Genomic DNA, 21098 nt, shown 5'->3' on the forward strand with positions numbered 1-21098 from the left:
TGATCTTCGGCACATGTCCTATCAGGACCGGCGGACAAACCGCGCCGCTTTCCGCGGTTCGGGGGACGGGCCCGGGATCAGGAGGCGATCAGCACCGACCCCTTGTACTTGTCCTCGACGAACTTCTTCACCTCGGGGCCCTGCAGCAGCTGGACGAGCTTCTTCACGCGGGGGTCGTCCTTGTCCTCCGGCAGCGTGACGATGCCGTTGGCGTAGGGGTTGCCCTCGGCCTTCTCCGCGACGAGCGCGTCCTTGTTCGGGGCCAGGCCGGCCTCGATGGCGTAGTTGCCGTTGATCACCGAGAGGTCGACGTCCTCCAGCGAGCGGGGCAGCTGCGCGGCCTTGAGCGGCTTGAACTTCAGGCCCTTGGGGTTGGTCGCGACGTCCCGCTCGGTCGCGCTGGTCGGCGCGCCCTGCTTCAGCGTGATCAGGCCGTTGTCGGCGAGCAGCTTCAGCGCGCGCCCCTCGTTGGCCGGGTCGTTCGGCACGGCGACGGTCGCGCCCTGCGGAACCTCCTGCAGGCCCTTCACCTTCTCGGAGTACACGCCGAGGGGTTCGAGGTGCACCGGAGCGACGAACGCCAGCTTCGTCCCCGACTTCTTCTCGAACTCCTCCATGAACGGCACGTGCTGGAAGTAGTTCGCCGTGACCTGCTTCTCCTTCAGCGCGGTGTTCGGCTGCTGGTAGTCGCTGAAGGTGACGATCTCGAGCTTGAGGCCGGCCTTGCCCGCCAGCTCGTCCTTCACGTACTTGAGGATGTCGCCGTGCGGGACGGGGTTGACCGCGACCTTCAGCGGGGCGTCCGGGTCGTCGGACGCCGAGGACGAGCCGCAGGCGGTGAGGCCGGCGAGGAGGGCGACGGAGGCCAGCGCGGCGGTGAACTTGCGAAGCACGAGGAGTGCCTTTCTGTGCGGTACCGGAATCTCTGCGGAAAGAGGGGGTCGGTGCGTCATCTGCGGGTGAGGCGGCGGGCGGTGAGGTCCCCCGCGGCCTGGACGGCCAGGACCAGTACGATCAGCAGCGCCACGGTGGAGACCATGACCTTGGTCTCGAAGCGCTCGTAGCCGTAGACGACGGCGAGGTTGCCGAGCCCGCCGCCGCCGACCGTCCCGGCCATGGCCGTGTAGCCGATGAGCGCGATGACGGTGACGGTCAGCCCGGACACCAGGCCCGGCCGCGCCTCGCGCAGCAGGACCTTGCCGACGATCTCGCGGCGGGTGGCGCCCATCGCCTGCGCCGCGGCGAGCACGCCCGGGTCGACCTCGCGGAGCGCGATCTCGACGAGCCGGGCGTAGAACGGGATGGCGCCGACGGTCAGCGGGACGATCGCGGCGGCGTTGCCGATGCTGGTGCCGACGACCACCCGGGTGAACGGGATGATCGCCACCATCAGGATCAGGAAGGGCAGCGACCGCCCGATGTTGACGACGACGCCGAGCACGGCGTTGACCGGCGGCGCGGGCAGCAGCCCGTCCCGTTCGGTGATCACCAGCAGCACCCCGAGCAGCAGCCCGAGGAAGGCGGTGAACAGCGTCGCGACGCCGGTCATGTAGAGGGTCTCGCGGGTGGCGGGCCCCAGCAGCGGCATGACCTCGTCCCAGCTCATCGTGCGTCCTCCTGTACGGGGCTGCTGACCTGCGCGGGACTGTCGGCGTGCCCGGCGTTCCCGACCTCCACGGCCAGGCCGGACTCGCGGAGGAACGCCAGCTGCGCGGCGTTCTGCGCCGGGTCGCCGGGCAGTTCGAGCTGGAGCCGGCCGACCCGCTCGCCGCCGACGGTCTCCACGGCGCCGCCGAGGATGTTGACGTCGAGCGCGTACTTGCGGGCCAGCGCCGAGACGAACGGCTCGTCGGTGGCGCCGCCGGTGAAGGTGACCTCGACCAGGGTCGTGCCGTCGCGGGGCTCGGCGGGCGGCAGCGGGAACAGGCCGCGCGCCAGCTCCGAGCCCGGCCGGGCGAGCAGCTCGGGCACCGGCCCCGACTCGGTGAACCGGCCCTCCCGCATGACGGCGGCCGAGTCGCAGATGCGCTTGACCACCTCCATCTCGTGGGTGATCAGCAGGATCGTGAGGCCGAGCCGGCGGTTGAGGTCGCGCAGCAGCTCCAGGATGGAGGCGGTCGTCTCCGGGTCGAGCGCGGAGGTCGCCTCGTCCGACAGCAGCACCTTCGGCCGTCCCGCGAGCGCGCGGGCGATGCCGACGCGCTGCTTCTGCCCGCCGGAGATCCGCGCCGGGTACGCCTTCGCGTGCTCGGTGAGCCCGACCAGGTCGAGCAGCTCGGCGACGCGCCCGGCCCGCTCGGCGCGCGGGACGCCCATGACCTCCAGCGGGAACGCGACGTTCCCGGCGACGGTCCTGCTGCCGAGCAGGCCGAAATGCTGGTGGATCATGCCGATGCCCTGGCGCGCCCGGCGCAGCTCCCCGCCGCGCAGCGCGAGCAGGTCGCGGCCGCCGACCACGACGCGGCCCTCGTCCGGGCGCTCCAGCAGGTTGACGCAGCGCAGCAGGGTGCTCTTGCCCGCGCCGCTGCGGCCGAGCACGCCGAAGACCTCGCCCTCGGCGACGGTCAGGTCGACGCCGTCGACGGCGGTCACCTCGCGGCCGCGACCGCGGTAGACCTTGCGAAGTTTTTCGATCTGAATCACAGGAAATCATCCATGCGGACAGGGGCCGCCGCACGGGCGGCGGCGTTTCAGGACGGGACGGCGATCACACGGCGCGGGTCGTCAGCGCGCGGCGATCAGGGTTTGCCGGGACGACGCGGCGCGGTCAGGAGAGACCGGGCGGGTACGGCGTGTGGCTCAGCAGGTGGCGTTCGAAAGACATGCGCGACTCAGGGGGTCGGAGGTCGCTCGCTTCGGGGCGCGAGACTCAGGCGGGGGCCCTCAGCGGTCACACATTCGCCGGCAACACGTACGCCGAAGGGCCCGCCGCATCGGCGGGCGGTGCTCACGGCACGGGCGTACGGAAGGCATGTCAGCAGTTAACCGGCTCCACACCGATGACGCAACTCCGCCCGGTGTGACGCCCGTCGCTTCGGGTCACGGCGTTCGCCCTAGTCAGCGCCCTGGTCAGCGCCCTAGTCGTCGCGGTAGTCGAGGTAGGTGCCGCCCGAGCCGCTGCGGACGGAGATCCGGCGGGGCGAGCGGTCGTCGTAGAGGGCCGGGTTGAGGTGGACGTCGCCGGCGCCCCTCCACCCGGCGACCCGGTAGCGCGAGCCCGCCGGGACGATGATCTTCACGGTCCCGGAGCGGGCGGAGGCGTCGACCGAGTCCGGGGGCTCGGCGTAGCGGAGGTCGAGGGTGCCGGACGACACGTCGGCCTGCGTGTTCGGCGAGGCGAGCGCGCGGCCGGTGATCGTGCCGGACCTCGCCAGCAGCCGCAGCCCGCCGCGCGCGCCGGCGACGGCGATCTCCCCGGACCCGGTGCGCAGGTCGAGGTCGCCGGTGATCCCCCGCACGTCGATCCGCCCGGAGCCGGCGACCGCCGACACGCGCGCCCCGGCCGGGACCTGGACGTCGATGTCCGCCCTGCACCCCGCGCCCAGCCGCTCGGGTCCCTGGCAGCGGAACGTGACGAACAGCACGCCGTCCACCAGCGACTCGGTGAACTCGGGCCTGGTCAGCCCCCAGCGGAGATCCTTGTAGACGCGCGCCCCGCCGTCCGAGCCCGGCCAGACCGAGACCTCGGCGTCGTCCACGTCCAGCCGCACCTCCCGCACCGGCTGCCGGTAGGGGGTCATGGACGTCGACGTCCGCTCGGCGGCCCGGAAGAACCCGGTGAGGCCCGCCCCGGCCGGCGCGACCACGACCAGCGCCGTCGCGATCGCCAGCGCGATCCAGACGCCGCGCCGCCTCGGCCGGTCCGGAGGGGCGGGCGGGGCCTCGGCGGCCGGAGCCCTCACGCCTCGCCGTCCAGGAAGCGCAGCACGGCGAGGACGCGGCGGTGGTCGCCCTCGGCGTGCGGGAGGTCGAGCTTGGCGAAGATGCTGTTGATGTGCTTGGCGACCGCGCTCTCGCTCACCACGAGCGCCGCGGCGATGCCCGCGTTGGAGCGGCCCTCGGCCATGACGGCGAGGACCTCCTTCTCGCGCGGGGTGAGCCGGTCCAGCGGGTCGCGGTGCCGGCGCAGCAGCAGCTGGGAGACGACCTCCGGATCCAGGGCGGTGCCGCCGGACGCGACCCGGCGCAGCGCGTCCAGGAACACCGAGACGTCCGCGACGCGGTCCTTGAGCAGGTAGCCGATCCCGCTGGTGCTGGTCGACAGCAGGTCCGCCGCGTACCGCTCCTCGACGTACTGCGACAGCAGCAGCACGGCGGTCCCGGGGGTCTCCCGCCGCATCACCAGCGCCGCGCGCACGCCCTCGTCGGTGAAGCCGGGCGGCATGCGGACGTCCACGATCGCCGCGTCCGGCCGGTGCTCGCGCACGGCGGCGAGCAGCCCCTCGGCGTCGCCGACGGCCGCCGCGACCGCGAACCCGGAGGTCTCCAGGACCTTGATCAACCCGGCCCGGAGCAGGACCGAGTCCTCGGCGATCACAATGCGCACGGCAGCTCCACGGTGACGGTGGTCGGGCCCCCCGCGGGGCTGGTGATCCGGAAGGTACCGTCCACGGACCGGACGCGGCGGGCGAGCCCGGTCAGCCCGGTCCCGGCGGACGGGTCGGCGCCGCCCTCGCCGTCGTCGCGGACGGTCACCCGCAGCACGTCGCCGCTGCGGGCCACGCTGACGTCCACCTCGCCGGCGCGCGCGTGCTTGACCACGTTGGTGAGGGCCTCGGAGACGACGAAGTAGGCGACGGCCTCGACGGTCGAGGAGGCGCGCGGCTCGATGTCGACGCGGAGCCGGACCGGCAGCGGCACCCGCGCGGCGACGCCGGACAGGGCGGCGTCCAGTCCGCGGTCCTCCAGCACGGCCGGGTGCAGGCCGCGGATCAGGTCGCGCAGCTCGGTCAGCGCCGCCTTGGCCTCCTCGTGCGCCTCCACGATCACGCGCATGGCGTCGTCCGGGACGCCGGTGAGCGTCTCGCGCGCCAGCCCGAGGTTGAGCGCGAGGGAGACGAGCCGCTGCTGGGCGCCGTCGTGCAGGTCGCGCTCGATGCGGCGGCGCTCGATGTCGGCGGCGTCCACCACGCTGGCGCGCTTCTCGGCCAGGTCCTCGACGCGCCGCTCCAGCTCCTTCGCGCGGTCGGGGCCGAGCAGCCGGGCGGCGGCGCGGGCGTCCAGGTACCGGACGCCCGCCGCCGCCCACGGCGCCGCCGCCACGAGCAGCACGCCGACCGCGGTGAGGACGGCGACGCGCTGGGGATGGCCGGCCAGCGGATCGCCGGGGTGCACCGCCCACGCGTAGGTCGCGGACGTGGCGAGGGCGAGGCCGGCCGCCCACGCCCCGATCACGACCACCCCGCCGGCGGCGAGGAACGGCCCGGCCAGCAGGTGGTACTGGAGGACCCGCCACAGCTCGGGCGAGCGGAGGTCGCGCAGCGCGTCCCAGGGGCGCCCGTCGTCGAAGCCGGGCATCCGCGGGATGTCGAGGCCGAGCATCGCCCAGCACCGCTCCCGCTGCCAGGAGGTCAGCGGGCGAAGCGCGAGCAGCAGCACGACGACCGACGCTGCGAGGAGCAGGAGGATCGAGGTCACCTTCACGGGCGTCCAGAACGCCCAGAGGGAGCAGAGGATCAGCCAGCCGGTGAGGTGCAGCGGCACCCCGGAGGCGACGAACACCGTGTCGCGCCATGCCGCCGCCGACCACGGAGCGCGCACGCGGACGTGCCGGACCGCGGAGAGGGCTGCCATGGGGCAACCGTATTGCCCCACTTCGGGCGCCGCCATGAACCAGGATGCAGGGCCGGGGGTGAAGCCAGTGCCACCCCGGATCGGAAGGACGCGCTACTGATCTTGAGGCGGATTCCGGCGAGGCTTTGGTCAGGCATCCGGGAAGCGGATGCGCACCCGTCCCCAGGAGTCCCCCATGGTCGCCGCCGTCCCCGGCCTCGCTCCCTCCTCGTCCCGCCTCGGGATCGCCCCCCGGCGCCGTCCGCGCCGCGGACGCACCGGGCCGCCCGCCCCCGCCGCCCGGCGGACGGCGGGGAGCCGGCGGCTCGGCTGGGCGTTCGTCGGGGGCGCCGCCGCGCTGGTGCCCTGGATGTGGATGCTCGCCGCCACCATGCCGTCCACGGCCGTGGTGTCGAACTGGTCCGCGGCCTGGGTGGGGCTGGACGCGATGGAGGCCGCCGCGCTGCTCGGCACCGGTCTGCTGCTCGTCCGCCGCGATCCGCGCCACGGGCTGTGCGCCGCCGCCGCGGGGGCGCTGCTGGCCGTGGACGCGTGGTTCGACGTGATGACCGCCACGCCCGGCGCGGAGCGGACGGTGGCGATCGCCTTGGCGGCGGGGGTGGAGCTGCCGCTGGCGGCCCTGTGCGCCGTCCTCGCGGCGCGGGCGTCCGCCTTCCGCGGGCCCGCGATCGACCACGAGATGAAGGACGGATGGCAAAGGGCTGTCGGGAGTACGCCAGACGGGTGAAACCAGACGAGCCGGACCTCTAGAGTGAATGCCACGTGGGGCCCTCTCGCGGGAGGGCCCTTTGCCCTGCCTGCACGATCAGAGGTCCCCCATCATGAACGACCACGAGGTGCACGAGGAGTGCCTGCGGCTCCTCCGGGACGGCCTCCCCGTCCCCGCTCCCGCCCACTTCACCGAAGGACGGGACTACCTTCCGCTCGGACTCGACAAGGACGGCGACATCGCCGTTGTCACGTTCCTTTACCAGTGGGCGGACCCCGCTTCCGCGTTCATCGAGGGCTGGACGTTCCATCGCCGCGACGGCGAGTGGATGGAGCTGGGCGGCGCGGGCGGCTCGGCCCCCGCCGAGCCGCTGGCCCGCCGCTCGTCCGGCGAGATGGGGCGCCACCTGCTCAAGTACGGGTCCGGCCGGACGGTGCGCAACGCCAACCGGCTGCTGCCGTGGGGCGCCAAGTGGGTCAACGAGGCGCGGCTGCGGGCCTCGGCCGAGGTCGCCCGGGTGCGGGTCGGCAAGCGGATCCTGGACGTCCCCGAGCACGGCCACGTCGTCGTGGTCTGGGGCGCCCGCCGCGGACCGGTCGTGGAGGCTCTCGCCGCCGACGACTCGGTGCTGGACGTCATGGACCTGGACCGTCCGTCCGTCCCGGCGGCTTCCCGGGCCTGATACTTGACCGTTCGTTCTTGAATCCTCTACCGTCGTCCGCATGGCACGGACGAAGGAGTTCGATCCGGACGCCGCGCTGCAGCGCGCGCTGGAGCTGTTCTGGGAGCGCGGCTACGAGGCGACCTCCATGGCCGACCTCGTGGCCCATCTCGGCATCGCCCGGGCCAGCGTCTACGCGACGTTCGGCGGCAAGCGCGAGCTGTTCCTGAAGGCCCTCGAACGCTACCTCCGGGACACCGACCCGAAGATCGCCGAGGCGCTGTCGCAGCCCGGGCCGGTGCTGCCCGCGGTCCGGGAGCTGATCGAGCGCTACGCCGAGGAGTCGGCGCGCGGCCGGCCCCGGCGCGGCTGCCTCGTGGTGAACACCGCGGTCGAACTGGCCGCGCGCGACCCCGAGGCGGCGCGGCTCGTGGAGTCGAGCTGGACCTTCCTGGAGGCGTCGCTCACCACGGCGCTGACCCGCGCGCGAGCCCAGGGCGAGCTGCCCCCGGACAGGGACCCGCGCGCGCTGGCCCGGCTCCTGCTCGTCCTCTTCCAGGGCATGCGCGTCCTCGGCCGGGCCGCCCCCGACGACGACCGCCTGCGCGACGCGACCCGGCAGGCCGCGGCCCTCCTCGCCTGACCGCCCCCTCGACGGCCGGCGCCGACCGGCACCGCCCCGCCGTCCGGCGGGGCTTCTTTCGGCCCTTATTCGAGACCGATCGATCTAATATTTAGGAGTGCAGACGATGCGATTCGACGGCAAGATCGTCCTCATCACCGGCGGCGCGCGCGGCATCGGCCGCGCCACCGCGCACGCCTTCGCCCGCGAGGGCGCGACCGTCGTCCTGGCCGGCCGCGACGCGGCGGCGCTGGCCGAGGCCGTGAAGGAGATCGGCCCGGAACGGGCCGACCACGTCGTCGCTGACGTGACCGACCCGGCCTCGGCCGCCGGCATGGTCGAGACGGTCGCGGGCCGCCACGGCGCCCTCCACGTCGCCGTCAACAACGCCGGGATCTTCGGCGCCGCCGGGCCCGTCGCCGACGTCGACACGGCCGCCTGGGACGAGGTCCTGGCGGTGAACCTGACCGGCGTGTTCCTGTCCATGAAGCACGAGATCGCCCACATGCGCGCCCACGGCGGCGGAGCGGTCGTCAACGTCTCCTCCAACATCGGCGCGCACGGGCGCCGCCCCGGCCTCGCGGCTTACGCGGCGTCCAAGGCGGCGGTCAGCGTCCTCACCCGCACCGCGGCCCTGGACCACGTCGCCGACGGCGTCCGCGTCAACGCCGTCAGCCCGGGCGCCACGGACACGCCGATGTCGCTCCTGCCCGGCGAGACGCCCGCCGAGCGCGCGGAGCGGATGCGCGCCACGCCGTCCGGCCGCGTCGCCGACACCGCGGAGGTGGCCGAGACCATCCTGTGGCTTGCCTCGGACGCCGCGTCCCACGTGGTCGGCCACGACCTGGTCGTCGACGGAGGCGTCACCGCCTGAAGACGCTTTCCGGGCGGCTCACCGGGAATGCTCACTGCATGGCCCTCTCACCCGACCACGACTCCGGCCCTGAACGCTTCCGCCTCGCCGCCAGGGTCACCAGGAAGTACCTGATCGGGGCGCGGAGCCTGCACGACCACATCGCCTCGAAGCTGCTCGGGTCCGGCGCGTCCCGCGTGCTGGACATCGGCTGCGGGGAGGGCGCCCTCAGCGACGCCCTCCCCCACCCGCCGCCGTTCGGGCTCGTGGGGCTGGACGTGTCCGGCGAGCTCGTCTCCGCCCATCCGGCGCCGCGCGTGCGGGCCGACGCGCTGCGCCTGCCGTTCCGGGACGCGACGTTCGACGCAGCCGTCGCCGTGAACCTGCTCCCCCTGCTGGACGACCCGGAGCTGGCGCTCCGCGAGGCCCGCCGCGTCCTCGCCCCGGGCGGCCTCCTCCTGGCCACCGCGATCTGCCGGACGGACAGCCCCGAACTGGCGCCGGTGTGGCGCCCCGAGCCGACCCCGTTCGACGCCGAGGACGCCCCGACCCGCGTCGGCGAGGTCTTCGGCGAGGTCGAGGTGGAGCGCTGGGACGCCCCGCTGATCACCCTCCCCGACCAGGCCGCCGTCCGCGACTACCTGATCGCCCGCCAGGTCCCCCGCCCCCAGGCCACCGAGGCCGCCACCCACCTGAACACCCCACTCCCGGTGACAAAACGAGGCTCCCTAGTCCTGGCCCGCCGTTGACCGGCCTCGCCCGAACCCGGACTCGCCGCCCCCAGCTTCCGCCGCAACCCCGCGACCGCCTCAAGCGCCGCGATCGCGTCCGAAGGCAGATTCGAGCGAAGCAAGAATCTGATCGCGCAGCGAGCCGCAAGGCGAGCCGGAGCGATGCCAGCGATCGCCCGCAGTGCCCGACGATGGAGGGCCGCCAAGGCCCGAAGGAGGAGGGCGCTGCCATAGGCACAGCGAGCCGGAGCGATGCCAGCGATCGCCCCGCGTTTTTCGACGATGGAGGGCCTTCAAGGCCCGAAGGAGGAGAAAAATGCAATGAACTACAACCAGCCCAAGTCTCTTGCGGTGCGGGCGGCGGTGTGGCGGTTGTCGGCGCCGAGTTTGGTGACGGCGGCGGACAGGTAGTTGCGGACGGTGCCCTCGGACAGGCCGAGCGTGCGGGCGATGCGGGAGACGGGGGCGCCGTCGGCGGCGGCGCGGAGGGTGTCGAGCTCGCGCGGGGTGAGGGGGCACTCCTCGGCGGCGAGGGCGTCGGCGGCGAGCTGGGGGTCGATGTAGCGGGCGCCCTCCGCGACCTGCCGGATGACCTGGGCGAGCCGGCGGCCCGGGGTGTCCTTGCCGAGGAAGCCGCGGACGCCGGCGGCCATGGCGCGGCGCAGGTTGCCGGGGCGGCCGTGTGCGGTCACGATCACCAGGCGGCAGCCGGGCAGCTCGCGGGACAGGCGCTCGGCGGCGGCGAGGCCGTCCAGGCCCGGCATGTCGATGTCGAGGACGGCGACGTCCGGTTTCAGGGCGAGCGCGCGCTCCACGGCCTCATCGCCGCGCCCCACGTCGGCGGCGACCTCGATGCCGTCCTCGGTCTCCAGGAGCAGGACCAGCGCCTCCCTGATCAGGAGGTGGTCGTCGGCCAGCAGCACGCGGATCATGCGTCTCCCTTCGCGGGGACGGCGGCCGTCACCCGGAACGTCCCGTCGCCCGCGGGGCCCGCCCGGAAGACGCCGCCGGCGGCGGCGATCCGCTCGGCGAGCCCGGCCAGGCCGCTGCCGGCGTCCCCGGCGGCGCGGCGCGCGGCGCCGTCGTTGACGATCTCCAGCCGGACGCCGTCGCGGCCGGACCGGACGGTGATCTCGCACCAGGTCGCGCTGGAGTGCCGCAGGACGTTGGTGGCGGCCTCGCGGGCGACCCAGCCGAGCGGTTCGTGGACGTGGGCGGGCAGGTCCGGCGACACCTCGGGGCGCTCGCAGCGGATCCCGGCGGCGCGCAGCACGGCGGACATGCCGTCCAGCTCGGTGCGCAGGGACGTGGCGCGGTAGCCGCGGACGACCTCGCGCACGTCCCGCACCGCGTCCCGCGCCATCGTCTGGATCTCGGTGAGCTCCTTGCGGACGCGGCCGTCGTCGCGTTCGAGGAACCGCTCGGCGACCTCGGCGCGCAGCGCGACGGCCTGGAGGCTGTGGCCGAGGACGTCGTGCAGGTCGCGGGCGAAGCGGAGGCGCTCCTCCCCCACCGCGGACCGGGCCAGTTCCGCGCGCGCCTCCCTGAGCTCCTGCACCACATGGAACAGCCAGACCGTGACGTACCCGGAGAAGGCGCCGAGCGGCACGCCCGTCACCTCGTACAGGACGGTCAGCGCGGGGAGCCCGAGGAGGACGCCGTAGACGGGGGTCAGGACGGTCGCCGCCGCCGTCACGGCGATCGCCTCCCGCACCGGGAGGACGACGGCGATCAGCCCGGCCGGGACGAGGAGCGCGTTGCCCCAGCCCTGCCCGGTGCCGAGCAGCGGGGGCAGCGCCCAGCAGATCGCCGCGATCGCGGCGAGCCCGAGCCTGTGCGCGGGGGCGGTGCGGCGCATCAGGTTCTGCCAGAGGAGGCGGGCGTAGAGGGCGAAGGCGGCGCCGGCTCCGGCGAGGGCGAGGAGGAGGCGTCCGGCGTCCCGCCGGTCGACGGTCTCGTACCAGAGCGCCGGCAGGAGGAACCCCGCGAGCGTCAGCACCGTCATCCCCACGATGATCGCGGCGATGACGGTGGGGCGCGGGATCCTGGGCTGCACGCGCCCAGCGTATGCGGCCGTCAAGGGGCTGCGGGGGCTCAGGCCGCGCGGAGGCGGGCGGCGTCCCGCCCGGTGACCAGGCGGCCCTCGTCCAGGACGCCGACGCGGTCGGCGCGGCACGCCTCGTCCGGGTCGCGGGTCGTGGCCACCACCGCGACGCCGTCCGCGGCCAGCGTCCGCAGGACCGACCACACCTCGCGCGCCGCCGCGGTGTCGAGCCCGGCGGTGGGCTCGTCCAGGACGAGCACGTCCGACCGTCCGACCAGGGCCAGCGCCAGATCGAGCAGGCGCCGCTGCCCCGCGGTCAGCCGCTCGAACGGCACGTCGGCGAGGCGGGTGAGGCGGGCCAGGCGCAGCGCCCGGTCGCGGGTGAGCGGGTCGAGGGTCCAGCGCCGCCAGGTGTCGACCACCTCGGCGACGGTCAGGCCGGGGAAGAGGCCGCCGTCGCGCCAGACGGCCCCGGCGCGCGCGGCGTCCCGGTCGGCGTAGGGGTCGGCGCCGCGGATCCGGACGGCGCCGCCGGTGGGGCGGCGCAGCCCCGCGAGGATCTCCAGGAGGGCCGTCTTGCCGGAGCCGTAGCGGCCCAGCAGCGCGTAGACCTCCCCCCGCGCCACGGTGAACGAGACGTTGCGGACGGCCTCGTTCAGGTCCAGGTCGCGTACCTCGATCACAGGTGCCTTCATGGCATCCATGCTGTCCGGCGGCCGGGCGGGCGTGCAGTCACGGACGTCAGGAAACGATCATGAGGATCGCAGGGATGACCCATGACAAATGTCAGGGTCCACCGTGTCAGGGGTCCACCGTGTCAGGGTTCGGCGATCGCCCACCCGGCGGGCGGGACGACGGCGCCGTCCGCGGTGAAGGCCGCGTCACCGGCCGCGCACGTCCAGCCGGCGGCGGGCAGGTCGACCTTGGCGGGCTCTTCGCCCGTGTTGAGGACGACTCCCAGCCGCTCTTGGCCGTCCCCCACGGTGTAGGAGAAAGCCGTGTTGGTCAAGGTCTCCGCTGTGGTCTGCGCCCGGACGAGCCACGGGTGGCGCCGTCTCACGCCGATCAGGTCCTGGTAGAGGCGGTGGTGGACGTCGCCGTGACCGGGAACGTCGCCGGGAAGCGGGGGGAACTCTGGGCGGATGGCGTCGTCCCCGCCTTCGCGCTCCTCCTTGACGCCTTCGAAGGCGAACTCGTCCCCCGCGTAGATGGACGGGACGCCGCCGACGGTCATGAGGATCACGAGCGCGTGGGCCAGGTCGCGGCGGTCGGTCAGCCGCGTGGCGATGCGGGTCACGTCGTGGTTGCCGAGGAAGGTCTGCGGGGCGAAGGTGGCCAGCATCCCGTTGTGGCGGTCGAGGGCGTGCGCCAGTTCGAAGAAGTTCCGGTCGTTCAGTGAGCTCCAGATGGCCTTCCACAGCTCGTACTGGGTGACGGAGTCGAATCCGCTCTGCCGCACAAGGCTCGCGTAGTCGCCGTGGATGACCTCGCCGACGAACCAGGCGTCGGAGAAGCGCGCGCGCACGCGGTCTGTGACCGTATGCCAGAACTCCAGCGGAACGGCGTAGGCGGCGTCGAGGCGCCATCCGTCTATGCCGCGCTCCAGCCAGTGGGTCATGACCTCAGTGACGTAGTCGGCGACCTCGGGTTCGGTGTGGTTCAGGGTCACGAGGTGGTCGTGCCCCTCGAACGTGCGCAGGTCGGCATGGAACCACTTCCTGTACGGGGAGGCGTCGCCCTTGTCGGCGACATCGGCGAACGGCCCGAACCCGCGCCCGACGTGGTTGAAGACACCGTCGAGCAGCACGCGCACCCCCTTCCGGGACGCGTCGTCGATCAGGCGCCGCAGGTCGTCCTCGCCGCCGAGCCGGGGATCGACCCGGAAGTGGTCGACGGTGTCGTAGCCGTGGGTCTCGGACGCGAACACCGGGCCGAGCGCGAGCCCGTTGCAGCCGAGCCCGACGAGATGGTCGAGCCAGTCGCCGATCCGCCCCAGCCGCGGTTCCGGGGCGGTCGCGGCCGCGCGTTCGGCGCCGACGAAGCCGAGGGGGTAGGCGTGCCACCAGATGACATGATCGGGCCAGCGCATGCGCGTCTCCCTACCCGCAATCGCCTGCAAAAGTCCGGTGGGGCCTCGGCTCTGGGCGCCGGTCACGCGCGCACGAGGATCTCCGGGTTCAGCTCGTCCGGACGCTTGATGCCGGACAGCGCCATGGTCAGTTCCAGTTCGGCCTGGAGGCAGCGCAGCACGTGCTGGACGCCGGCCTGGCCGCCCAGCGCCAGCCCGTACGCGTACGGGCGCGCCACCAGGACGGCCTTGGCGCCGAGGGCGAGCGCCTTGGCGATGTCCGCTCCGGTCCGGATCCCGCTGTCGAACAGGACCGTGGCCTGGTCGCGGACCGCGTCGACCACGCCGGGGAGCGCGTCCAGCGAGGCGACGGCGCCGTCCACCTGGCGCCCGCCGTGGTTGGAGACGATGACGGCGTCCATGCCGGCGTCCACGGCCTGGCGGGCGTCGTCGGGGTGCTGGATGCCCTTGAGCGCGATGGGGCCGTCCCAGTGCTCGCGCAGGAAGGCCAGGTCGTCCCAGGTCAGAGAGGGGTTCCCGAAGTTGGCGACCCAGTGCAGGATCGCCATGTCGCGGTTGGCCTCCGTCACCGGCCCGCCGACGGCCTTCTGGAAGACCGGGTCGCTGAAGTAGTTCGCGACGCCGATCCCGCGCAGGAACGGCAGGTACGCCTGGTCGAGGTCGCGCGGACGCCACGCCAGCGTGAAGGTGTCGAGCGTGACGACGAGGGCGGTGTAGCCGGCCGCCTTCGCCCGCTCCAGGAAGCTGACGGCGAGCTCCCGGTCCTTCGGCCAGTACAGCTGGTACCAGCGCGGCCCGTCCCCGTTCGCCTCCGCCACCTCCTCGATGCCGTAGGAGGCGGCGGTGCTCAGCACCATCGGCAGGCCCTCCGCCGCGGCCGCCCGCGCGACCGCCAGCTCGCCGTCCGGATGGAAGATCGACTGCACGCCGATGGGGCCGAGCAGGACCGGCGACGGCATCGGGGTGCCGAGCACGGTCACCGACAGGTCGCGCTCGGCGACGTCCCGCAGCATGCGCGGGACGATCCGCCACCGGTCGAACGCGGCCCGGTTCGCCCGCGCGGTCGCCTCGCTGCCCGCCGACCCGGCCACGTAGCCGAACGCCCGCGCCGACAGCGACCGCTCGGCGAGGCCCTCCAGCCTCGTCAGGTCCGTGGGCAGCGCCGGCAGGACGTCCCCGAGCCCCTGCAGATAGATCGAGTTCTGGAAGTCGGCCAGCCCGCTCAACGAAACCTCCACCTGCTCGACGGACCTCCGCGCCGTGGGACTTCCGGGCGGGAGAACCGAAACGGTCCGTGCTCAATCTGCCAGGTCCGCGGAGGTGACGAAACGGGATCGATCCGCCGAGTTGCCCGGAACACCCGGTGGGGTGGGCGAAAGATGTCCCCGGGACCGGCCACAATGTGGGGCATGGCACGACGCGGATCCCAAGCCCCTCCTCCTCCGCCGGACTTCGAGGAGAACATCGTCGACGTCGACGTCTCCGACGAGATGCGCGGCAGCTTCCTCGAGTACGCCTACTCGGTGATCTACCAGCGGGCGCTTCCCGACGCGCGCGACGGCATGAAGCCCGTCCAGCGCCGGATCCTGTACTCGATGAACGAGATGGGGCTGCGCCCCGACCGCGGGCACGTCAAGTGCGCCCGCGTCGTCGGCGAGGTCATGGGCAAGCTGCACCCGCACGGCGACAGCGCCATCTACGACGCGATGGTGCGGATGGCGCAGCCCTGGGCGATGCGGATGCCGCTCGTGGACGGGCACGGCAACTTCGGCTCGCTCGGCGGCGACGACCTGCCCGCCGCCATGCGGTACACCGAGGCGCGGATGTCCCGCGAGGCGATGCTGATGGTCGCCTCGATCGACGAGGACACCGTCGACTTCCGCCCCAACTACGACGGGCAGGAGCAGGAGCCGGAGGTGCTGCCCGCCGCGTTCCCGAACCTGCTGGTCAACGGCGCGTCCGGCATCGCGGTCGGGATGGCCACGAACATGGCGCCGCACAACCTCGGCGAGGTCGTCGCCGCGGCCCGGCACCTGATCGACCACCCGGACGCCACGCTCGAGGAGCTGATGCGCTTCGTCCCCGGGCCCGACCTGCCCACCGGCGGCAAGATCGTCGGCCTGGACGGCATCCGCGACGCCTACGAGCGCGGCCGGGGGACGTTCCGCACCCGCGCCACGGTCTCCATCGAGAACGTCACGCCGCGCCGCAAGGGCATCATCGTCAGCGAGCTGCCCTACGCCGTCGGCCCCGAGCGCGTGAAGGCCAAGATCAAGGAACTGGTCAACGCCAAGAAGATCCAGGGGATCGCCGACCTGAAGGACCTCACCGACCGCACCGTCGGGCTCCGCCTGGTCATCGAGATCAAGAACGGCTTCAACCCCGAGGCCGTCCTCGCCGACCTCTACCGGCTGACGCCGATGGAGGAGACGTTCGGCATCAACAACGTCGCCCTGGTCGACGGCCAGCCCCGCACGCTCGGCCTGCGCGACCTGCTCCAGGTCTACATCGACCACCGCATCGACGTCGTCCGCAGGCGCTCGCTCTTCCGGCGCAAGAAGCGCGAAGACCGCCTCCACCTCGTGGACGGCCTGCTCGTCGCCCTGCTGAACATCGACGAGGTCATCCAGGTCATCCGGCAGAGCGACGACGCCGCCCAGGCCAAGCAGCGCCTCATGCAGATCTTCGAGCTGTCGGAGATCCAGGCGCAGTACATCCTCGACACCCCGCTGCGCCGCCTCACCCGCTTCGACCGCCTGGAGCTGGAGAAGGAGAAGGAGCAGCTCGCCAAGGAGATCGCCAAGCTGACCGCCATCCTCGAGTCGGAGCGGAAGCTGCGCGGCGTCGTCTCCAAGGAGATGGGCGAGGTCGTCAAGGAGTTCGCCACCCCGCGCCGCACCATCCTGCTGGAGTCCTCCGGCCACACCGCCGCGGAGGCCGTGCCCCTGGAGGTGGCCGACGACCCGTGCACGGTGCTGCTCTCCACCACCGGCCTCCTGGCCCGCACGCACGACGCGTCGCCCCTGCCCGACAGCGGGCCCCGCGCCGCGCACGACGTGCTGACCTCGGTCGTGCCCGCCACGGCCCGCGGCCAGATCGGCGCGGTGACGTCCCTGGGCCGGATGATCCGCATCGACGTCCTCGACCTGCCGACGCTGCCGCCGTCGGCGACGCCGCCGTCCCTGGCGGGCGGCGCGCCGATCACCGAGTACGTCGATCTGGAACCGGACGAGACGATCGTGGGCATCGCGTCCGTCGGCGAGGAGGGCGGCGGCCTGGCGCTGGGCACCGCCCAGGGCGTGGTCAAACGGGTCGTCCCCGACTTCCCCGCCAACCGCGACGAGTTCGAGGTCATCGGCCTCAAGGACGGCGACCGGGTGGTCGGCGCCGTGCAGCTGCTGAGCGAAGAGCAGCACCTCGTCTTCATCACCACCGACGCCCAGCTCCTGCACTTCCCCGCGTCCCTCGTCCGTCCGCAGGGCCGGGCCGCCGGCGGCATGGCGGGCATCAAGCTCGGCGCGGGCGCGAGCGTCCTGTGGTTCGGCGCCCTCGACCCGGCCCGCGAGGCCCGCGTCATCACGATCTCGGGTTCGTCCTCGGCGCTGCCCGGCACCCAGACCGGCGCGATCAAGCTGGCCGACTTCGCCGACTTCCCGGCCAAGGGCCGCGCGACCGGCGGCGTCCGCGCCCACCGCTTCCTCAAGGGCGAGGACGTGCTTATCCAGGCGTGGGCGGCCCCGACACCGCTCCGCGCGGCGGCCGCCAACGGCAGACCGGCGATGCTCAACGTCGCGCTGGGCCGCCGCGACGGCTCCGGCGAGAGGCTCGACAAGCCGCTGACCGCGATCAGCGGCCCGCTGGGCCCGCCGCCTCCCGAGGAGGACACCCCCGAAGAGTGACGCGAGAGGCCCCGGGCGGTCGCCCGGGGCCTCTGCGTTCCGCCGTCCGCCGTGCTGGCGGAAGGGACCGGCGGAAGGTGGGGACGTCAGTCGGCGCAGATCGCGAAGGCGCTGATGCCGACGTCGTTGAAGCCGATCTGGCGGCCGAGCACGATCCACCCGCGGGCGTCGTCGGTCGGGAACGAGCCGACGAGGATGGCGCCGTTGCCCCGCGCCTCCCCGCCGCCGCCGAGGACGTGCTTGCCGGGCGGGCACCAGACGACACGGCGCTGGAAGTTGGGGACGTTGGCGTTCGCCAGGGTCACGAGCTGGTAGCCCGGCGGAAGGGCGGCGGCCCGGTGCGCGGCCGGCCGGGAGGGGGACTGGGCGCTCTGGGCGCTGGCCACGCCGACCGTGGCGAGGCCGGTCGCGGCGGCGGTCGCGGCCAGGGCCAGAGCGGTGGTCTTGATCGACGGCATTGCGCTCTCCTTCGACGGTGGCTCCCGCACCGCCGGCGCCCGATCGCCCCCGGAGACGCGGGGGGTGCTCGGGACGAGAGTGGCGGGGGAAACCGGTGAGGGGTTGAACACAACGAGTGTTCAACAAGTCACGCTCGGCTTCTAGAGCCTCGTCCACCTCATGTGATTACGGAGAGTGCACAACCGGGATTGCGGAAACACACCGTCCGCTCCACAAGGGCTCTCACCTGCAGTAGTTATTTCATTACAGAATGCACCTGTCCGAATGCGGCCAGTCACCCCGCGCAGCCCCGCTCGGTCCGGCCTCGGACGTCAGGCCCCGAAGGCGCCGGACCGGCAGCGGGCCCCTGGCCGAACTCCGCCCACCCCAGAGCGAGATCAAGCTCACGAAGCGGGGCACGCCCCGCACGGCTAAGCTCCATACCAAACCTTTTGGTATGGACGGAGAACATGGCAGGCGCAGCGGAGTGGCTGGACGAGGGGCTGGTGCTCCTGGCAGAGCAGGGGGCGCCGGCCGTCACCCTGGACCGGATGTGCGAGCGCATGCGCATGTCGAAGGGCGCCTTCTACCACCACTTCGGGTCGATGCCGAAGTTCCGGGCCCGGCTCCTCGCCCACTACGAGGAGCGGTACACCACGACGATCATCGACGTGGTGGAGGCGGAGGCCGCGGACCTGCCGGCGCGGGAGCGGCTGGACCGCCTCGCCACGGCGGCGATCGGGGACGCCGGACCGGAGCTCGAGATCGCGGTGCGGGCCTGGGCCGAGCAGGACCCCGAGGCCGCAGAGATGCAGCGGCGGGTGGACGCGACCCGCATCGCCTACCTGCGCGGCCTGTGCCGCGAAGCAGGACACGCGTCACCGGACCGGATGGCGACCCTGCTCTACCTGGTCGTGATCGGCGGCGCCCACCTGATGCCGCCGCTCCCCGCCGAGGAGAAGCACGGCATCTACGACCTGCTGTCCCCGCTCCTGGACACCGGGGGGACGCCCTCACCACCACCGGCGGAGTCGCGGACCGCCACCTCGCCCCAACGGCGGACGACCCCTACCTGACTTCCGCCGCATCACCCGCGGGAGGCTGCTCCCGCCCCGACCCCGTGACCGTAGTGACGCACCACCACTGGAGGCCATCATGAGCACGGAACCCGGCCCTGCGGCCCTCGACCGCTGGACCCCGCGGCTGATCCTCGCGGTCGCCGGACTGCACCTGCTGACCGGGCTGGCCGGCGACCGCTCCCATTGGCGCGGCATCGCCTCGGAGGGCCTGTGGAACACCGTCGCCGACGACGGCGGCCGGATGACGGCCCTCTGGTTCCTGCTCGGCGGGGTGGGCCTCCTCGGCCTGGGGCTGCTCGCCAGGCGGTCCGTGCTCGCCACAGGCGCGATGCCCGCCGAGACCGGCTGGATCCTCCTCGCCCTCGGCGTCCCGATCTCGGTACTGGAACCCGCCTCGGGCGGCTGGGCCCTCATCGTCCTCGGCGCTCTGGCCCTGGCGGCGGCGCGCCGTTCCGGCGCCGCGCACCGCGACGGCGTCCCCGCGCGTCCGCTCGCGGGTCCGAGGCCGTAGAGACCCGGTAGCGGCGGAGTTCACCGACCGCGAGGCCGGCGCCCGCGTGGACGTCCGCGGGGAAGGCCGCTCGGCGGGGCCGGTCAGGCCTCGATGTCGTCGGGGCCCCAGTGGGCCTCCATGCGGATGATCTTGCCTTCGGCGTTGAAGGTCATGACGTCGATGGCGCGGATGCGCATGCCGGGGACGTCGACGGTGAAGGCCATGGCGGCGCGGTCGCCGTGGGAGCCGCGGACGGGCGCGTCGAGGGCGAGCTTGGCGCCGCTGGCGACGGCGTTGGTGTAGAACTCCTGGATCGCGGCGCGGCCGGTGATCGGGGGGTGGCCGACCGGGTCCTCGATGACGGCGTCGTCGGCGTAGAGGCCGCAAACGGTCGCGGCGTCGGCCGCGTTGAAGGCGTCGACGTAGGTCTGGAGCGCCTGCTTCATGTGGTCCTGGGAGGGCATGGGGGCAGCCTAGCAAGCGACCGCTTGGTTACGGAGAAGGCGGACGGGCGCCGCGAACCGGTGTAATTACGTGGCGTGTAACCACACCGCCCGAATCACACCGCCCGAATCACACCGCGAGAGTTACGCCATCGTGGTCTGGCCCTCGCGGGGGCGCGGCGCAGGGGCGCCCAGGCCGCGCTCGGCGCAGTCGGCCACGGCTTCGAGGAGCTCGGCCGGGCCCTGGGAGGCGTCGTCGTAGTGCCAGAAACGGATGATCTTCTCGCCCTCCGCGCCCGGGTTGAAGCGGCCGAGGGTGAAGCAGCCGGCGACGGCCATGCGGACGATGACGCGCTCGCTGTCGTCCAGCTGCCCCACGTAGGCGGCCGCGTCGATGAGGCCGATCGCGGCGCGGGCGTTGCGGCCGTCGTCGCAGGGATCGGGGCGGTTGATCCGCCATTGCGCGTACGGGCGCAGGTACTCCGCGATCATGCAGGTTCTGAGCACCGTCCCATGCTGGGGCCGCGCGGGCGTGCCGGGACGGGCCTTGACCAGGCCCTTGCCGGACGCTGACCGAAGATCATCCGCTGAGGCCGTGCCGGAAGGCGTAGGTCACGGCCTGGGCCCGGTCCCGGAGGCCGGCCTTGGCGAACAGGTTGTTGATGTGCGTCTTGACGGTCGCCTCGGAGATGAACAGGTCGCCGGCGATCTCGGCGTTGGAGCGTCCCTGGGCGATGAGCGTGAGCACTTCCGCCTCGCGGCGGGTCAGGCCGTCCGGCAGCCGGCCGCCCGAGGCGCGGCGGGGGGCCTCCCCGACGGCCACGGCCTCGACCAGGCGGCGCTGGACGGCCGGGTCGAGCTGGGACCCTCCCTCGCGGACGGCTGCGACGGCGCGGGCGATCTCGTCGGCGCCGGCGTCCTTGGTGAGGTACCCGCGGGCCCCGGCGCGCAGCGCCGCGAAGATCGACTCGTCGTCGGCGTAGGTGGTGAGGACGACGATCCCGACCTCCGGGTGCGCCTCCTTGATGCGGCGGGTCGCCTCCACGCCGTCCATCCGCGGCATGCGCAGGTCCATGAGGACGACGTCGGGGCGCAGGTCGGCGACCAGCGCCACCGCCTGCTCGCCGTCGCCGCACGCCCCCGCGACCTCGATGCCGGGCAGCAGTTCCAGCAGCAGGACCAGTCCCTCGCGCACCACGGTCTGGTCGTCGACGACCAGGATCCTCGCCGTGTCGCTCACCACT

23 protein-coding genes are annotated in these 21098 nt (G+C 73.2%); 8 read left to right on the forward strand and 15 right to left on the reverse strand.

Annotated elements, in window-relative coordinates:
- Positions 1-77 precede the first annotated feature (77 nt).
- From AB0C21_RS38100 to AB0C21_RS38125, 6 genes are all read right to left on the reverse strand, one after another.
- Positions 78-893 (reverse strand): MetQ/NlpA family ABC transporter substrate-binding protein, encoded by an 816-nt coding sequence (locus AB0C21_RS38100; RefSeq protein WP_500210917.1) that lies wholly within the window; start codon positions 891-893, stop codon positions 78-80.
- 56 nt (positions 894-949) lie between these two features.
- Entirely contained in the window at positions 950-1606 is a 657-nt protein-coding gene (locus AB0C21_RS38105) for a methionine ABC transporter permease (protein WP_500210918.1), read from the reverse strand.
- Complete coding sequence (locus AB0C21_RS38110; protein ID WP_500210919.1) at positions 1603-2643, reverse strand: methionine ABC transporter ATP-binding protein; 1041 nt, start codon at positions 2641-2643, stop codon at positions 1603-1605. The genes AB0C21_RS38105 and AB0C21_RS38110 overlap by 4 nt, the downstream gene beginning before the upstream one ends.
- 434 nt (positions 2644-3077) lie before the next feature.
- Positions 3078-3902, reverse strand: a complete 825-nt coding sequence (locus AB0C21_RS38115) for a DUF4097 family beta strand repeat-containing protein (protein ID WP_500210920.1) — start codon at positions 3900-3902, stop codon at positions 3078-3080.
- Complete coding sequence (locus tag AB0C21_RS38120) at positions 3899-4546, reverse strand: response regulator transcription factor (RefSeq protein WP_500210922.1); 648 nt, start codon at positions 4544-4546, stop codon at positions 3899-3901. The genes AB0C21_RS38115 and AB0C21_RS38120 overlap by 4 nt, the downstream gene beginning before the upstream one ends.
- Positions 4534-5793 (reverse strand): sensor histidine kinase, encoded by a 1260-nt coding sequence (locus tag AB0C21_RS38125; protein ID WP_500210923.1) that lies wholly within the window; start codon positions 5791-5793, stop codon positions 4534-4536. Before AB0C21_RS38125 ends, AB0C21_RS38120 begins: the two co-directional genes overlap by 13 nt.
- Positions 5794-5941: 148 nt before the next feature.
- On the opposite strand from AB0C21_RS38125, the gene AB0C21_RS38130 reads away from it, so the two are divergent.
- The 5 genes from AB0C21_RS38130 (at position 5942) to AB0C21_RS38150 (ending at position 9387) form a co-directional block, all read left to right on the forward strand.
- Entirely contained in the window at positions 5942-6520 is a 579-nt protein-coding gene (locus AB0C21_RS38130; RefSeq protein WP_500210924.1) for a hypothetical protein, read from the forward strand.
- A gap of 94 nt (positions 6521-6614) precedes the next feature.
- A complete protein-coding gene (locus AB0C21_RS38135; RefSeq protein WP_500210925.1) occupies positions 6615-7184 on the forward strand; it encodes a hypothetical protein in 570 nt (189 codons plus the stop codon).
- 40 nt (positions 7185-7224) lie between these two features.
- The gene (locus tag AB0C21_RS38140) at positions 7225-7806 is read left to right on the forward strand and encodes a TetR/AcrR family transcriptional regulator (RefSeq protein ID WP_149262157.1); all 582 of its coding nucleotides are present in this window, start codon (positions 7225-7227) and stop codon (positions 7804-7806) included.
- A gap of 106 nt (positions 7807-7912) precedes the next feature.
- A complete protein-coding gene (locus AB0C21_RS38145; RefSeq protein WP_500211028.1) occupies positions 7913-8659 on the forward strand; it encodes an SDR family NAD(P)-dependent oxidoreductase in 747 nt (248 codons plus the stop codon).
- A gap of 38 nt (positions 8660-8697) precedes the next feature.
- Positions 8698-9387 carry a class I SAM-dependent methyltransferase gene (locus tag AB0C21_RS38150; RefSeq protein ID WP_500210926.1) on the forward strand — a complete coding sequence of 230 codons (690 nt, stop codon included), beginning with the start codon at positions 8698-8700 and terminating at the stop codon, positions 9385-9387.
- A gap of 308 nt (positions 9388-9695) precedes the next feature.
- Here AB0C21_RS38150 and AB0C21_RS38155 read toward each other — a convergent pair whose 3' ends face one another.
- The 5 genes from AB0C21_RS38155 to AB0C21_RS38175 form a co-directional block, all read right to left on the reverse strand.
- Complete coding sequence (locus AB0C21_RS38155) at positions 9696-10301, reverse strand: response regulator (RefSeq protein ID WP_500210927.1); 606 nt, start codon at positions 10299-10301, stop codon at positions 9696-9698.
- Positions 10298-11425 (reverse strand): sensor histidine kinase, encoded by a 1128-nt coding sequence (locus AB0C21_RS38160; RefSeq protein ID WP_149262154.1) that lies wholly within the window; start codon positions 11423-11425, stop codon positions 10298-10300. Before AB0C21_RS38160 ends, AB0C21_RS38155 begins: the two co-directional genes overlap by 4 nt.
- A 38-nt stretch (positions 11426-11463) precedes the next feature.
- Positions 11464-12108 (reverse strand): ATP-binding cassette domain-containing protein, encoded by a 645-nt coding sequence (locus tag AB0C21_RS38165; RefSeq protein WP_500210929.1) that lies wholly within the window; start codon positions 12106-12108, stop codon positions 11464-11466.
- A gap of 122 nt (positions 12109-12230) precedes the next feature.
- Complete coding sequence (locus AB0C21_RS38170) at positions 12231-13502, reverse strand: alpha-amylase family glycosyl hydrolase (protein WP_500210930.1); 1272 nt, start codon at positions 13500-13502, stop codon at positions 12231-12233.
- A 62-nt stretch (positions 13503-13564) separates the two neighbouring features.
- Positions 13565-14728 (reverse strand): lactate 2-monooxygenase, encoded by a 1164-nt coding sequence (locus AB0C21_RS38175; RefSeq protein ID WP_500210931.1) that lies wholly within the window; start codon positions 14726-14728, stop codon positions 13565-13567.
- Positions 14729-14911: 183 nt separating this feature from the next.
- Here AB0C21_RS38175 and AB0C21_RS38180 point away from each other — a divergent pair, with 183 nt between their 5' ends.
- Positions 14912-17401, forward strand: coding sequence for a DNA gyrase/topoisomerase IV subunit A (locus tag AB0C21_RS38180; RefSeq protein ID WP_500210933.1), 2490 nt, complete (start codon positions 14912-14914; stop codon positions 17399-17401).
- Positions 17402-17487: 86 nt separating this feature from the next.
- Here the strand turns inward: AB0C21_RS38180 and AB0C21_RS38185 are convergent, their stop codons facing one another.
- Positions 17488-17859, reverse strand: a complete 372-nt coding sequence (locus AB0C21_RS38185; RefSeq protein WP_500210934.1) for a hypothetical protein — start codon at positions 17857-17859, stop codon at positions 17488-17490.
- Between the two features lie 450 nt (positions 17860-18309).
- On the opposite strand from AB0C21_RS38185, the gene AB0C21_RS38190 reads away from it, so the two are divergent.
- Positions 18310-18915, forward strand: a complete 606-nt coding sequence (locus AB0C21_RS38190) for a TetR/AcrR family transcriptional regulator (RefSeq protein WP_500210935.1) — start codon at positions 18310-18312, stop codon at positions 18913-18915.
- Between the two features lie 79 nt (positions 18916-18994).
- Complete coding sequence (locus AB0C21_RS38195) at positions 18995-19429, forward strand: DUF6463 family protein (protein WP_500210937.1); 435 nt, start codon at positions 18995-18997, stop codon at positions 19427-19429.
- A gap of 83 nt (positions 19430-19512) precedes the next feature.
- Here the strand turns inward: AB0C21_RS38195 and AB0C21_RS38200 are convergent, their stop codons facing one another.
- The 3 genes from AB0C21_RS38200 to AB0C21_RS38210 form a co-directional block, all read right to left on the reverse strand.
- Complete coding sequence (locus tag AB0C21_RS38200; protein WP_500210938.1) at positions 19513-19875, reverse strand: nuclear transport factor 2 family protein; 363 nt, start codon at positions 19873-19875, stop codon at positions 19513-19515.
- Positions 19876-19998: 123 nt separating this feature from the next.
- Positions 19999-20361: a hypothetical protein gene (locus AB0C21_RS38205; RefSeq protein WP_500210940.1), complete on the reverse strand. Its 363-nt coding sequence runs from the start codon at positions 20359-20361 to the stop codon at positions 19999-20001.
- 73 nt (positions 20362-20434) lie between these two features.
- On the reverse strand, positions 20435-21094 hold the full coding sequence (locus tag AB0C21_RS38210) for a response regulator (protein WP_500210941.1): 660 nt from the start codon (positions 21092-21094) through the stop codon (positions 20435-20437).
- Positions 21095-21098: the final 4 nt, after the last annotated feature.

Origin of the sequence: Spirillospora sp. NPDC049024 (assembly GCF_040649235.1) — a bacterium.
In the GTDB taxonomy this organism is placed as follows: domain Bacteria; phylum Actinomycetota; class Actinomycetes; order Streptosporangiales; family Streptosporangiaceae; genus Spirillospora.